This window comes from Nocardia sp. NPDC058633, assembly GCF_042717045.1.
Classification (GTDB): domain Bacteria; phylum Actinomycetota; class Actinomycetes; order Mycobacteriales; family Mycobacteriaceae; genus Nocardia.
The window spans coordinates 227,278-240,487 of sequence record NZ_JBHXRA010000001.1 but is presented as its reverse complement, the minus strand read 5'-3'; the positions used below and the strand labels follow the sequence as shown (position 1 = coordinate 240,487).

At 66.9% G+C, this 13,210-nt stretch carries 16 protein-coding genes; 8 read left to right on the top strand and 8 right to left on the bottom strand.

Annotation, left to right across the window (positions count from 1 at the left end):
- Positions 1-39 precede the first annotated feature (39 nt).
- On the top strand, positions 40-726 hold the full coding sequence (locus tag ACFWUR_RS01115) for a DUF899 family protein (protein ID WP_378899928.1): 687 nt from the start codon (positions 40-42) through the stop codon (positions 724-726).
- Between the two features lie 248 nt (positions 727-974).
- A complete protein-coding gene (locus ACFWUR_RS01110) occupies positions 975-1,967 on the top strand; it encodes an LLM class F420-dependent oxidoreductase (RefSeq protein ID WP_378899925.1) in 993 nt (330 codons plus the stop codon).
- A 41-nt stretch (positions 1,968-2,008) separates the two neighbouring features.
- On the opposite strand, the gene ACFWUR_RS01105 is transcribed toward ACFWUR_RS01110, so the two are convergent.
- The gene (locus ACFWUR_RS01105; protein WP_378899922.1) at positions 2,009-2,557 is read right to left on the bottom strand and encodes a DUF3558 domain-containing protein; all 549 of its coding nucleotides are present in this window, start codon (positions 2,555-2,557) and stop codon (positions 2,009-2,011) included.
- A 146-nt stretch (positions 2,558-2,703) separates the two neighbouring features.
- Between ACFWUR_RS01105 and ACFWUR_RS01100 the strand changes: the two genes are divergently transcribed.
- Positions 2,704-3,144: a hypothetical protein gene (locus ACFWUR_RS01100; protein WP_378899919.1), complete on the top strand. Its 441-nt coding sequence runs from the start codon at positions 2,704-2,706 to the stop codon at positions 3,142-3,144.
- Positions 3,145-3,194: 50 nt separating this feature from the next.
- On the opposite strand, the gene nrdE is transcribed toward ACFWUR_RS01100, so the two are convergent.
- From nrdE to ACFWUR_RS01080, 4 genes are all read right to left on the bottom strand, one after another.
- Positions 3,195-5,300, bottom strand: coding sequence for a class 1b ribonucleoside-diphosphate reductase subunit alpha (gene nrdE, locus ACFWUR_RS01095; RefSeq protein WP_378900538.1), 2,106 nt, complete (start codon positions 5,298-5,300; stop codon positions 3,195-3,197).
- Positions 5,301-5,335: 35 nt separating this feature from the next.
- A complete protein-coding gene (gene nrdI / locus ACFWUR_RS01090) occupies positions 5,336-5,806 on the bottom strand; it encodes a class Ib ribonucleoside-diphosphate reductase assembly flavoprotein NrdI (RefSeq protein ID WP_378899916.1) in 471 nt (156 codons plus the stop codon).
- Between the two features lie 30 nt (positions 5,807-5,836).
- Positions 5,837-6,070: a glutaredoxin-like protein NrdH gene (gene nrdH / locus ACFWUR_RS01085; RefSeq protein WP_358063548.1), complete on the bottom strand. Its 234-nt coding sequence runs from the start codon at positions 6,068-6,070 to the stop codon at positions 5,837-5,839.
- A gap of 388 nt (positions 6,071-6,458) precedes the next feature.
- The gene (locus tag ACFWUR_RS01080; protein WP_378899913.1) at positions 6,459-7,028 is read right to left on the bottom strand and encodes an NAD(P)H-dependent oxidoreductase; all 570 of its coding nucleotides are present in this window, start codon (positions 7,026-7,028) and stop codon (positions 6,459-6,461) included.
- Between the two features lie 96 nt (positions 7,029-7,124).
- Between ACFWUR_RS01080 and ACFWUR_RS01075 the strand changes: the two genes are divergently transcribed.
- Positions 7,125-7,772, top strand: coding sequence for a TetR/AcrR family transcriptional regulator (locus tag ACFWUR_RS01075; RefSeq protein WP_378899910.1), 648 nt, complete (start codon positions 7,125-7,127; stop codon positions 7,770-7,772).
- A 6-nt stretch (positions 7,773-7,778) separates the two neighbouring features.
- Complete coding sequence (gene nadE / locus ACFWUR_RS01070) at positions 7,779-8,603, top strand: ammonia-dependent NAD(+) synthetase (protein ID WP_378899908.1); 825 nt, start codon at positions 7,779-7,781, stop codon at positions 8,601-8,603.
- A 27-nt stretch (positions 8,604-8,630) separates the two neighbouring features.
- On the opposite strand, the gene ACFWUR_RS01065 is transcribed toward nadE, so the two are convergent.
- The 3 genes from ACFWUR_RS01065 to moaA are packed head-to-tail and all read right to left on the bottom strand — an operon-like array spanning position 8,631 to position 10,293.
- On the bottom strand, positions 8,631-8,993 hold the full coding sequence (locus ACFWUR_RS01065) for an iron chaperone (RefSeq protein ID WP_378899906.1): 363 nt from the start codon (positions 8,991-8,993) through the stop codon (positions 8,631-8,633).
- Positions 8,994-8,999: 6 nt separating this feature from the next.
- On the bottom strand, positions 9,000-9,242 hold the full coding sequence (locus ACFWUR_RS01060; RefSeq protein ID WP_378899903.1) for a MoaD/ThiS family protein: 243 nt from the start codon (positions 9,240-9,242) through the stop codon (positions 9,000-9,002).
- Positions 9,235-10,293 (bottom strand): GTP 3',8-cyclase MoaA, encoded by a 1,059-nt coding sequence (moaA, locus tag ACFWUR_RS01055; protein ID WP_378899900.1) that lies wholly within the window; start codon positions 10,291-10,293, stop codon positions 9,235-9,237. Before moaA ends, ACFWUR_RS01060 begins: the two co-directional genes overlap by 8 nt.
- Positions 10,294-10,435: 142 nt before the next feature.
- Here moaA and glp point away from each other — a divergent pair, with 142 nt between their 5' ends.
- From glp to ACFWUR_RS01040, 3 genes are read left to right on the top strand one after another with little or no spacing between them, the layout of a single operon-like run.
- Positions 10,436-11,641 (top strand): gephyrin-like molybdotransferase Glp, encoded by a 1,206-nt coding sequence (gene glp, locus ACFWUR_RS01050; RefSeq protein ID WP_378899897.1) that lies wholly within the window; start codon positions 10,436-10,438, stop codon positions 11,639-11,641.
- Positions 11,638-12,777, top strand: coding sequence for a bifunctional molybdenum cofactor biosynthesis protein MoaC/MoaB (gene moaCB / locus ACFWUR_RS01045; protein ID WP_378899894.1), 1,140 nt, complete (start codon positions 11,638-11,640; stop codon positions 12,775-12,777). Before glp ends, moaCB begins: the two co-directional genes overlap by 4 nt.
- Positions 12,770-13,201 (top strand): molybdenum cofactor biosynthesis protein MoaE, encoded by a 432-nt coding sequence (locus tag ACFWUR_RS01040; RefSeq protein WP_378899891.1) that lies wholly within the window; start codon positions 12,770-12,772, stop codon positions 13,199-13,201. Before moaCB ends, ACFWUR_RS01040 begins: the two co-directional genes overlap by 8 nt.
- Positions 13,202-13,210 lie beyond the last annotated feature (9 nt).

The following is a 13,210-nucleotide window of genomic DNA, read 5'->3' as shown; positions in this document are numbered from 1 at the left end:
TCAAATGTGCACACCGTACACATCGAAGGGTGGCCCCCCATGACCGCACTGCCCACCATCGTCGATCAGGACGCCTGGCAGGCCGAACTCGATCAACTCAGGATCCGGGAGAAGGCCGCGACCCGCGAACTCGATGCCGTCGCCGCCCAGCGCCGACGCATGCCCGCCGTCCGGCTGCCGGACTACACACTGAAAGCCGAAGACGGCAGCGATGTCTCGCTCGCGGAGATCTTCGACGGACACTCACAGCTGATCACCTATCACCACATGTGGACGCCGGGAAACACCTGGCAGTGCGGCGGCTGCACCGGGCTCACCTCCCAGTACGCGCGGCTGGACTTCCTGCACGCCTACGACGCGCGATTCGTCGTCGTCACCCAAGGCTCGATGGAGGAGGTGCTCGCCTACAAGACGCGCGTGGGTAACACGATGACCTGGTACTCGACCGCCGACAGCCCCTTCGGCGCCGACATGGGCGCAGGCCCCGGCGAGGGCTTCGCTGTCAACACGTTCCTGCGCGAGGGCCAGACGGTCTACCGCAGCTGGCACACCGACGGCCGCGGCACCGAACAACTCGCCTACACCTTCGGTCTCATCGACGCGCTCCCCTACGGGCGCCAAGAGGAGTGGCAGGACAGCCCCGAGGGATGGCCGCAGTCGCCGACCTACAGCGGCTGGCCGAGCAGCAAGGACATCGCCGCGTCCTACGGCGACCCGAACGCCTGACCTACCGCATCGGTGCCGACCGCCCGCTCGACCGCCGACCGTCGGGGGTGGGGAAATATTGTTCACACGGCTACCGGCCCGCTCGGACAATCCCCGCGTGCCGTGCGGATTTCGGCGCACAACAGCCGGTCCCGGGTTCGGTGCGGTGTGCGCGGAACAATTGCCCGAACACGAAGAAGTGGAACAGTGGATCTCGACAACCGCGGCGTGCGGCGCCGCTCGAGTTCTACTCACTCCAGGAGACACCTGTGCGCTTCGGCATCTTCGTTCCCCAGGGCTGGCGGCTCGATCTGGTCGGTATCGAACCGGCGGACCAGTGGTCGGTCATGCGCGAGCTGGCCCAGCGGTTCGACGCGGGCACCGACTGGGAGTCGATCTGGGTCTACGACCATTTCCACACCACGCCCGTTCCCACCGACGAGGCCACCCACGAGGCGTGGACGCTGATGGCGGCGTTCGCGGCCGCCACGTCCCGCGTGCGGCTGGGCCAGATGTGTACTGCCATGAGCTACCGCAACCCCGCCTATCTCGCCAAGGTGGCCGCCACCGTCGACCTCATCTCCGGCGGCCGGGTGGAGATGGGCATCGGCGGCGGCTGGTACGAACACGAGTGGCGCGCTTACGGTTACGGCTTCCCGCCTGCGGGTGAGCGCCTGGGCCGCCTCGACGAAGGCGTGCAGATCCTCCGCCAGGCGTGGCAGACCGGCCGGGCGACGCTGGCGGGCGAGTACTACCAGGTCGACGACGCCATCGTGCACCCGCGCCCGTTGCAGGAGAAGGGTATTCCGATCTGGATCGCGGGTGGCGGTGAGAAGAAGACCCTGCGCATCGCGGCGAAGTACGCCGACTACACCAACTTCAGCGGCGAACCCGACGAGTTCACCCACAAGTCCGACATCCTGCGCCGACACTGCGAGGACGTGGGCACCGACTTCACCGCCATCACCCGCAGCTCGAACTTCAACGCCGTTGTCGGCAGCACCGAAACCGAAGTGCAGGAACGGCTCTCGACCATCGTCGAACGCTTCACCCCCTTCCTCGGCGCCGACGGCGCGAAAGCCCGTGTGCACGAACAGTTCGCGACCAGCGCGGCGGTCGGCACCCCGGAACAGATCGTCGAGCGCCTCACCGAGGTCAAGGATCGCGGCCTCGCCTACACCATTCTCAACTTCCCCGAAGCCGCCTACGACACCTCCGGCATCGAACTCTTCGAACGCGAGGTGATCCCGACATTGGCCTGACCCGGACGGTCGAGCGGGCTGCGCGTCGACGGGTTGTCGACTTACTCCGGGAAGGTCGGCACGATCGATTCGCCCATCTGACGCAGGATGGCGCAAGGGTCGGCGCCCTGTTGGGTGGCGTTGTTCACTACGACCATGCGAATCACTCCCTGGTCCGCCGAGAACAGCACATCACAGGAGGCGGGGCCGGTCGCGGCAGCGAGGCGACGGCCTTTCCGGCCCGCGACCGTGAGGTCGGTGAAGGCCGCTGCACCCGACTCTGATTCGAATTCCTCGAGGGTTCGCGACGTCGAGAACACCCGCAGATGGGCGGTCTCGCCGGTCCACTCGCAGGTCTGCCAGCCGGCGGCGCCGCCGCCGGCCGCCTCCTTCGTCGCCGGATCGACACCGGCCTTGCGCAACGCGTCCGCGGTCACTCCGGTACACGGCTCGAACAACGCCACCGGTTCCGCCGACTCGCGCTCCGCGCTCGAACATCCGACGAGTACCGCTATTGCCGCTGCCCCGGCACCGACCCCCATGAGCGCGCGCTTCATCCGTTCCCTCTCACCGTGCCTGGTCAACGCGGCCACGCTAACAAGGTTCCCCATCGTCTCGAGCCGTCGTGGGACAAGACTTGGGCCGATCACCACCGGGCACGCGCCGCGACTGTGACGAAACCGCAGCCACACCGGTAGGCGATTCACCAAGGTCGGCACCGGGTGGTTGTTAAGCGGTGTCGAGCACGCTGGGCCGCATGAGCAACGCAGCACCGCCGAGGTACAGCGGATACGAGCGCACTACAGACCGGCAATCGGTGTTCGTCGCGACCGAGACAACGCAGTCCCCGCGCTCGAAGGACGAATTCCCCCTCACCGCAAGAACTTCCAGTGGCGACGAGACGGGGGTGATCGCCGCCTTTCTCATCGACATGACGCTGCACGCCGCGATCGGCGCCACCGCCTGGTACGTGGCGCCCGGCGCGACGGCCGTCCTGTACGGCATCGCCGCCTGGCTCGGCGCGTCCTTCCTGCACCGCACGGTCGTCCAACGCCTCACCCGGACGACAATCGGCAAGTGCCGATACGGACTCCGGCTGCGCCACGCCGACGGCACCTACCCCTCGACCTGGCACCTGATCGGTCAATGGTTCCGTGGTGGCTGGTCCTGCTTCGACCTCGTCGACAGTGCCCGGTGACGCGAAGGGGCGGTCCCCCTCGGGAGACCGCCCCTGATCGTCAGCTCAGCTCACAACATGCACGAGACACAACCCTCCACCTCGGTCCCTTCGAGGGCCATCTGGCGCAAGCGGATGTAGTAGAGCGTCTTGATGCCCTTGCGCCACGCGTAGATCTGCGCCTTGTTCAAGTCGCGGGTGGTGGCGGTGTCCTTGAAGAACAGCGTCAGCGACAGGCCCTGGTCCACGTGCTGGGTGGCTGCGGCGTAGGTGTCGATGATCTTCTCGTAGCCGATTTCGTAGGCGTCGTCGTAATACTCGAGGTTGTCGTTGTCCAGGTAAGGGGCCGGGTAGTAGACGCGGCCGATCTTGCCTTCCTTGCGGATCTCGATCTTCGACGCCACCGGGTGGATCGAGCTGGTGGAGTGGTTGATGTAGGAGATCGAACCGGTCGGCGGCACGGCCTGCAGGTTCTGGTTGTAGATGCCGTATTCCTGCACCGAGGCCTTCAGCAGACGCCAGTCGTCCTGGGTGGGGATGCGCACGCCTGCCTCGGCGAACATCTGAGCCACCTTGTCGGTCTTGGGCACCCATGCCTGCTCGGTGTACTTGTCGAAGTACTCGCCGCTGGCGTACTTGGAGTCGGCGAACCCACCGAAGGCGGAGCCGCGCTCCTTGGCGATCAGGTTCGAGGCCCGAATCGCGTGGTAGACAACGGTGTAGAAGTAGATGTTGGTGAAGTCCACACCTTCTTCGGAGCCGTAGTGGACCCGCTCACGCGCCAGGTAGCCGTGCAGGTTCATCTGACCGAGGCCGATGGCGTGGGACTCGTTGTTGCCCTGCTCGATCGAGGGCACCGAGAAGATGTGGGTCTGATCCGAGACAGCGGTGAGCGCGCGAATCGAGGTCTCGATGGTCTGGCCGAAGTCGGGCGAGTCCATCGCCTTGGCGATGTTGAGCGAACCGAGGTTGCACGAGATGTCCTTGCCCACCTTGGAATACGACAGATCGTCGTTGAATTCCGAGGGGGTGGACACCTGCAGGATCTCCGAGCACAGGTTCGAGTGGGTGATCTTGCCCTTGATCGGGTTGGCCCGGTTCACCGTGTCCTCGAACATGATGTAGGGGTAGCCCGACTCGAACTGCAGCTCGGCGATGGTCTGGAAGAACTCGCGCGCCTTGATCTTCGACTTGCGGATGCGCTTGTCGTCGACCATCTCGTAGTACTTCTCGGTGACGTTCACATCGGCGAACGGCACACCGTAGATGCGCTCGACGTCGTAGGGCGAGAACAGGTACATGTCCTCGTTCTTCTTCGCCAGCTCGAAGGTGATGTCGGGGATCACCACGCCCAGCGACAGGGTCTTGATGCGGATCTTCTCGTCCGCGTTCTCGCGCTTGGTATCGAGGAAGCGGTAGATGTCGGGGTGGTGCGCGTGCAGGTACACCGCGCCCGCGCCCTGGCGCGCGCCCAGCTGGTTGGCGTAGGAGAAGGAGTCCTCGAGGAGCTTCATGATCGGGATGACACCCGAGCTCTGGTTCTCGATCTTCTTGATCGGGGCGCCGTGCTCACGAATGTTGCTCAGCAGCAAGGCGACACCGCCGCCGCGCTTGGACAGCTGCAGCGCGGAGTTGATGGAGCGCCCGATGGACTCCATGTTGTCCTCGATGCGCAGCAGGAAACACGACACCGGCTCGCCGCGCTGCTTCTTGCCGGAGTTGAGGAAGGTCGGGGTGGCGGGCTGGAAACGGCCGTCGATGATCTCGTCGACCAGGTTGCTCGCGAGCACCTCGTCACCGGCGGCCAGCGTCAGCGCGACCATGCAGACACGGTCTTCGAACCGCTCCAGGTAGCGCTTACCGTCGAAGGTCTTGAGGGTGTAGGAGGTGTAGTACTTGAACGCGCCGAGGAAGGTCGGGAACCGGAACTTCTTCGCGTACGCCTGCTGGAACAACTTCTTGACGAAGGGGCGACCGTACTGGTCGAGCACCTCGGTCTCGTAGTAGTTCTCCTTGACCAGGTAATCCAGCTTCTCGTCCAGATTGTGGAAGAAGACGGTGTTCTGGTTCACGTGCTGCAGGAAGTACTGGTGTGCGGCCTCGCGATCCTTGTCGAACTGGATCTCGCCGTTGGGGCCGTACAGGTTCAGCATGGCGTTGAGGGCGTGGAAGTCCATGACCTCGCCGGTCTCGCCGCGCACCGCCGACTGCTCTAGGCGTGCTGACTTGCCTGCCGGTGCTGTGGTTGCTGTTGCCAAAACAATCCCAATCCCTCTCGGACGCGCGCGACGTCCTCAGCGGTTCCCATGAGTTCGAAGCGATACAAGTACGGCACCCCGCATTTTTGCGAGATGATGTCTCCTGCAACGCAATAGGTATCGCCGAAGTTCGTGTTTCCGGCCGCGATCACCCCGCGCAGCAGCGCGCGGTTGTGTGGGTCGTTGAGGAACTTGGCGACTTGCCGCGGAACGAGGTCCTTGTCGGGACGGTGTCCACCCATGACGTGCCGACCACCACCATAGGTGGGGGTGATCAACACATAGGGTTCGTCGATCCGCAGCGAATCAGCGGTGTGCAGTGGAAGTCGAGTTGCCGGAAGATCCAGTTTCTCGACGAAACGATGAGTGTTCTCCGAAGCGCTGGAGAAGTAGACCAGCCCGCCCGGAGTCGTCTGCTCGGGCATGGCGCCTCCTTACCGGCGAACCGGCGCGAATCAGGCAGCCGCGACGGCGAGCGCCTTGATGCGGTCGGGACGGAAGCCCGACCAGTGATCGTCACCCGCGACGACGATCGGCGCCTGCAGGTAGCCCAGCGCCATGACGAAGTCACGCGCCTCGTCGTTCTCCGAGATGTCGATGACGTCGTAGTCCACGCCGACCTTGTCGAGAGCCTTGTAGGTGGCGTTGCACTGCACGCAAGCGGGCTTGGTGTACACGGTGATGGTCATGATGGAAGTCCCTCTCTCCTATGCCTGATCCACAGCCTGTGATCCGTATGCAATGCACGAACGGGTGATGCTGCGCAAACTCCTGGATCTGGCGAAGAAAGCCCTGCTCGCAACCCCTTCCCTTGGGCCCGATCAGTGGTGGCTCCACACCGTCTTCCAGTACGACAGACACTACACCTAGTGTCCGACAGATGGGAACAACACAAGGTGTTGCGAGTCGCACGGATGTAATTCCCACGCGGTAAGTCCCAGGACGGGCCAGCGACGAGCAGGGAAAACAGTGGCTCAGATCACGATTTCGTCTACCGGCGAGTCTTCAGCAAACTCCGCGGACACCGAAAGGGCGCCGCATCCGCGATGGATGCGACGCCCCTGCCGATCGCCCAGCTTACGCCGAGATCAGCGTGCCGTTCACCGCGGCGACCAACTCGTGCACGGTCGCGCCGAGCTGGGTCAGCGCCTCGGCGTCCTCGGCCGGATGGGTCTGCGCGAAACGCTCGCCGATGGTCGCGAACTTCGCGTGCGCCGACTCGACGACGACGCCGCCCGCCACGCCGACGGACTTGACCGTGTCGCCGTGCGCCCACGCCGCGGCGTTCGGGCTGATCGACGCGCTCACCACGGCGACCGGCTTGCCCTTGATCGCACCGGCGCCGTACGGACGCGAGGCCCAGTCGATGGCGTTCTTCAGCACGGCGGGCAGGGTGCCGTTGTACTCGGGCGTGACCAGCAGGACGGCGTCGGCCGCGGCGACGGCGGCACGCAACGCCTCGGCCTGCGCGGGCACCGCCGCGGGCACGTCAAGGTCTTCGTTGTAGAACGGGATCTCGCCGAGACCCTCGTAGATGGTGATCTCGACATCGGCGGGCGCGGTCTGCACGGCAGCCTCGGCCAGGCGGCGGTTGATGGAGCCCGCGCGCAGGCTTCCGACGAGAGTAAGGATGCGGGTCTCGCTCATAACGACTCCTGGTGTACTCAGTGAAATGATCCAAGTTTCATCCGACAATAACCGGACCACGGTCCGATTACTTCCCGCGGAGGACGTGTGAGCGGCGTGAGCTACAGCACACCCGGGCCCGACGAGCCACCCCTGCTGGGGATCGGACGGCCACTGCCCGGCAGCGCGGAGCCCGTCGAACGCGCCGACGCCGCCCGCAACCGCGCGCTGCTGCTCGACGCGGCCCAGCAGTTGGTGCGTGAGCACGGAGTCGCCGGTTTGACGATGGACGCGCTCGCCAAGCGCGCCGGCGTCGGCAAGGGCACGGTCTTTCGCCGGTTCGGCAACCGCACCGGGCTGATGCTGGCCCTGCTCGACCACTCCGAGCAGAAGTTCCAAGCCGCGTTCATGTTCGGACCCGCACCCCTCGGCCCCGCGGCGAACCCGGTCGAACGGCTGATCGCGTTCGGGCGGACCCGGCTGCTCGATATCGAGGTCGAAGGCGATCTACACCAGGCCGCCGAGGAGAACGGGCGCTTCGGTGGCGGACCCTACGCCCTGCACCGGGCGCACGTCATGCTGCTGCTGCGGGCGACAGGGGCGGACGGTGAGATTGCGCTGATCGCCGACACGCTGCTGTCCACGCTGTCCGCGGCACTGGTCATTCATCAGGTCGAGGTACTCGGCTACACGCGTGAGCACATCGGGGACAACTGGGAATGGCTCGTTCGCCGGGTCGTTTCGCCTGTCTCGCAAGTAGAGTGAGACCGCATGGGGACACTGCGTGAACAGATCATTGCCGAATTGGGTGTGCTGCCCGAGATCGAGCCGAAACAGGAGGTCCGGCGCCGCGTCGACTTCCTCAAGGACTACCTGGCCACCACCCCGGCCAAGGGGTTCGTCCTCGGGATCAGCGGCGGGCAGGACAGCGCACTGGCCGGACGGCTGTGCCAACTGGCCGTCGAGGAACTGCGCGCCGACGACGTCGAGGCGACATTCCTGGCCGTGCGGCTGCCCTACGGCGTGCAAGCCGACGAACACGACGCGCAGATCGCGCTGAACTTCGTCGACCCCGATCGCACCGTCGTGGTGAACATTCGCCCCAGCGCGGACGCGGTGGGGATCGAGGTCGCGGGCGCGCTGGACCACGAGCGGTTGCGTGACTTCGTGCGCGGCAATATCAAGGCACGCGAGCGGATGGTCGCCCAGTACGCCCTCGCGGGCCAGGAGAGCCTGCTGGTGGTCGGCACCGACCACGCGGCCGAAGCTGTCACCGGATTCTTCACCAAATTCGGCGACGGCGGTGTGGACCTGACGCCCCTGACCGGTCTCACCAAGCGCCAGGGCGCGGCCCTGCTCCAGGAACTCGGGGCGCCGTCGAGCGTCTGGTCCAAGGTCCCCACCGCCGACCTCGAGGACGACCGTCCCGCCCTCGCCGACGAGGACGCCCTCGGCCTGCGCTACGCCCAGATCGACGACTACCTCGAGGGCAAGGACGTCACCCCCGAGGTGGCCGCGCGCCTGGAGTCGATCTTCACCAACACCCGCCACAAGCGCACCGTTCCGGTCACCCCGCACGACACCTGGTGGCGTTAGCGGGTGCGCCGAACCGGGACCGTTGGATCAACTGATCGTCGGACCCTCGCCGGAGGCGGTGGCACGCAACAGGTCTCGAACGAGGTCGTAGTCCGGTTCCTTGCGCAAGCGCAGGCATCCCTTGCCCATGTCCTGCTCCGAGAGGCGGTCGGCGAAGGCCGCCCGAATGTCGGAACGAAGTAGGTAGAACGAGATGTACTGCTTCTGACCGGCGAAGGCGATCTCGCCGACGCCGTCGCGCTCGTAGACGGGCATGCCGTAGGACATCACCTCGCTGAAGCCGGTCAGCTCCGCCAGGCACAACTCACGCAGCCTCGTCAGAGTCTCGCGACGATCGACCGGGAGTTCGGCGAGGTAGGCCGCCACATCGGTGGCCTTGCTCTGGACCATGTGCGACTATCCGCCGGCGAACGGGGGCAGTACGTCGACACGGTCGCGGAGCATGGCCGACGGGTCGCGGGTGAGCTCGTCGCCGATCAGGAAGGCGCAGACGCCGACCAGGCCGTCGACGTCGGAACCATAGGTGGCGGCGAGGGTGGCGCGCAGATCGGCGACGGTGGCGCCGGCGGGCAGATCGAGGGATTCGGCGTTCTTGCCGACCGCGTCGGCGATGGCGGCGAAATAGCGGACCTCAACCACCGATGGCTCCCATCGTGCGTTCCGGGGGGACGAAACCGGCGGCGTCGATCCCGTGACCGGCCCATTTCTGCCACATCGCACCGCGCCACAGCTCGGCGACCTCGTCGTCGTCGGCGCCTGCCCGCAACGCCGTGCGCACATCGAACTCCTGGTCGCTGAACAGGCACGAGCGGAGCATGCCGTCGGCGGTGAGCCGGGTGCGGTCGCAGCTGTCGCAGAACTTGCGGGTGACCGTGGCGATGATGCCGACGGTCGCCGGGCCGCCGTCGACCAGCCATTTCTCGGCCGGGGCCGAGGGGTCGGCGCGGGCGGTGGCGGTCAGGGTGAACCGCTCGCCGAGGACATCGAGAAGGTCGGCGGCGGTCACCATGTGATCGCGCGCCCACTCGTGGTCGGCGTCGAGGGGCATTTCCTCGATGAATCGCAGTTCGCACTGCTCGGCCAGGCACCACGCGAGCAGGTCGGCCGCGCCTGCCAGGTTCTGGCGCATCAGCACCGCGTTGACCTTCACCGGCGCCATGCCCGCCTCCCGCGCGGCACGGATGCCGCTGAGGACCGATTCCAGGCGGTCGCGGCGGGTGAGGCGGGTGAAATCGACCCGATCAACGGTGTCGAGGGAGACATTGACCCTGCTCAGACCGGCCGCTGCCAGCCCGCGGATGCGGTGTTCCAAACCTACACCGTTGGTGGTCATGGCCAGCGGAGTACCGGGCACCGCCGCGTGACAGCCCGCGATGATCTGTTCCAGCTCGCGGCGCATCAGCGGTTCGCCGCCGGTGAACCGCACTTCCCGCACGCCCAGCTCGCGCACGGCCAGCGATACCAGCCGCACGATCTCGTCGGCGGTGAGCAGGTCCTGGCGCGGGATCGGCGGCAGGCCCTCCTCGGGCATGCAGTAGGTGCAACGCAGCGAGCATTTCTCGGTGATCGACACGCGCAAATCGCGGGCGATCCGGCCGAAGCGGTCGACGAGGAACGGCGTTTCGGGCCTGCCGTCCAGAGACGGCCGCTCCGATCGCACGGCGGGTATCCCCATTTCGACCAGCGTCATCTCTACAGTATGACCCGTAATGCCCGTCACATTCTGTGCGCCGGGCCGATTCTTCGCGAACTCGTCAGCTCACCGCGGCCGGCCCGCCACCGTGAGCTACGCGACCCCGACCGGCCCCCTCAGCGGCGATTAAGCTGGCACCATGACTCCTCGGCCCGCCACCGCGTCGGCACGCAGCGTCGACGAGTACCGCGACACCGTCGCCGCGCTGTTGGCCCCCCTCGCCGACCGCCCGGACGAACAGGTGCCGGTGCCCGATGCGCTCGGTCGCACACTGTCGACCGATGTGGTCTCGCCGATCGACCTGCCGGTGTTCCGCAACTCGGCGATGGACGGATACGCGGTGCGCGCGGCCGATGTGGCCGTCACGCCGGTCACGCTGCCTGTCGTCGGCGTGGTGGCAGCGGGCAAGGCGGGTACCGACGCGTTGCCACCGGGCTCGGCGGTGAAGGTGATGACCGGTGCGCCGATGCCACCCGGCGCCGATTGCGTGGTCCCGGTCGAGGATGTGCAGGCCGGTGACGGTCGGATCGTGGTCGAACGTGGCCGTGGGCGCGGCGAATTCGTGCGCGAAGCAGGCACCGATGTGCACGCCGGTGAGCTCGTCGCGCGGGCGGGCACCGTGCTCGCCCCCCGGCACATCGCGGCGTTGGCCGCCGTCGGCCTTCCCACGGTGCCGGTCCTGAGCCGATTACGCGCTGTGTGCATCACGACCGGCGACGAACTCCAGCCCGCGGGCACGGTGCTGGCGCCGGGCCAGATCTACAACTCGAACGGCATCGCGCTGGCCGCGGCATTGCGGGCCGACGGTGTCGAGGTGGTCGAGGTCGCGCACAGCACCGACGATCCCGAGGTGTTCACCTCGGTGCTGCGCGGCGCGATCGCCGCCGCCGACCTCGTCTTCACCTCCGGTGGGGTGTCCAAGGGCGATTTCGAGGTCGTCAAGGATGTGTTGGCTCCGCTCGGTGGGACATTCGGCTCGGTCGCGGTGCAGCCCGGCGGGCCGCAGGGGTACACGGTGGTCGACGACGTTCCCGTACTCAGTTTCCCGGGCAATCCGGTGAGCACGATGGTGTCCTACGCCGTGTTCGCACGCCCGACCGTGCGCGCCCTGGCCGGATTGCCCGAGCCCCTGAGCCGCGAAACGACCCTGCGCACGCCGCTGCGCTCCCCTGCCGGTCGTCGCCAGTACCTGCGCGGGTCGATGACCGAGGACGGGGTCGAAGTGATCTCGGGCCCCGGCTCGCATCTCATCGCGGGCATGGCCTGGGCCGATGCGCTCGTCGACGTTCCGGCCGAGGTCACCTCGCTGGCCGCCGGTGTCCCTGTGCGAATCTTGTTGCTATGAGCGAGTTGTCCCACGTCGACCGCGAGGGTCGCGCGCGCATGGTCGATGTCAGCGCGAAAGCCGACACCACCCGGATCGCTGTGGCCGCAGGCGAATTGCAGACCACCGCCGAGGTGATCGCGCTGGTGCGGGCCGAGGGCATGCCCAAAGCGGATGTGCTGTCCACCGCGCGGTTGGCCGGAATCGCCGGTGCGAAGAAGACTTCCGAGCTGATCCCGCTGTGTCATCAGTTGGCGTTGTCGTCGGTGAAGGTGGAGTTCGGGTTCACCGAGACCACCATCACCGTCGAGGCGACCGCGAAGACGAAGGGCCCGACCGGGGTCGAGATGGAAGCGCTCACCGCTGTCGCCGTCGCGGGTCTCACGCTGCACGACATGGTGAAGGCCGTGGACCCCGCCGCGGTGATGAACGGGGTGCGTTTGGTCACCAAAGAGGGCGGCAAGCACGGGCATTGGGTGCGCCCCGATGCACCCGAGGTGGGCCGTCCCGGCGGGGACGCGTTGAGCCGACCGGCTCAGGTGGATAGCGGATCCACACCGGATCCGGCCGGCACCGCGATTGTGCGGGACGTAGCAACGCCGACGACCCGTGGCCGCGGTGACGCGGGCAACGACAAGGCCGCAGAGCCTGCCGGGTCGGAATCAACCGGTACGCCGACAGATGCCCGAACCGCCGTTGTCGTGGTCGCGTCCACCGGCACGGCGGCGGGAACCCGAACCGATACCACCGGCCCCGTTCTCGTCGAATGGCTGACTTCCCAAGGGTTTTCGGTGCGTGGCCCGCTCGTGTACGCCGATGCCGACATCGCCGCCGGGCTCGCCGACGCGCTGAGCGGGACCCCGGCGTTCGTCGTCACCACCGGTGGCACCGGCGCCTCCCCCACCGATGCGACGCCCGAGGCCACTCGCGCCGTACTCGATCGTGAACTTCCCGGTGTCGCCGATGCCGTCCGGCAGCGCGGCACGGCGAAATTCCCGCTCGCCGCGCTCAGTCGCGGCGTAGCCGGGCTGGCCGGGCGCACCGTCGTGGTGAACCTGCCCGGTTCGCCCGGTGGGGTCGCAGACGGCATCGCCGTGCTGGGGCCCCTGTTGGATCATCTGCTCGCGCAAGTAGCCGGAGGCGGCAACCATGAGTGACTCCGGGGCGGTCCGCCTGGCCACGATCAGCGATCAGGACCTCGACCCCCTCACTGTCGAAAAGGCCGTCGACGGGCCGGAATTCGGCGCGATCGTGGTGTTCACCGGCAAGGTACGCAACCACGACGGCGGGCAGGCGGTGACGGCGCTGGAGTACTCCGCGCACCCACAGGCCGAACGGTTCCTGCATGCGATCTGCGCCGAAGTAGCCGAGGCGAGCGGACTTCCGGTCGCGGCCACCCATCGCATCGGCTCCCTCACCATCGGCGGGCTCGCGATCGTGGTGGCAGTTGCGGCACCCCACCGCGCCGAAGCGTTCACCGTCTGCGCCGACCTCGTCGACCGGATCAAGCACGAAGTGCCCATCTGGAAGCGCCAACTGTTCGCCGACGGGCTCTCCGAATGGGTCAACGCCTGCGGTTAGCTCGCAATG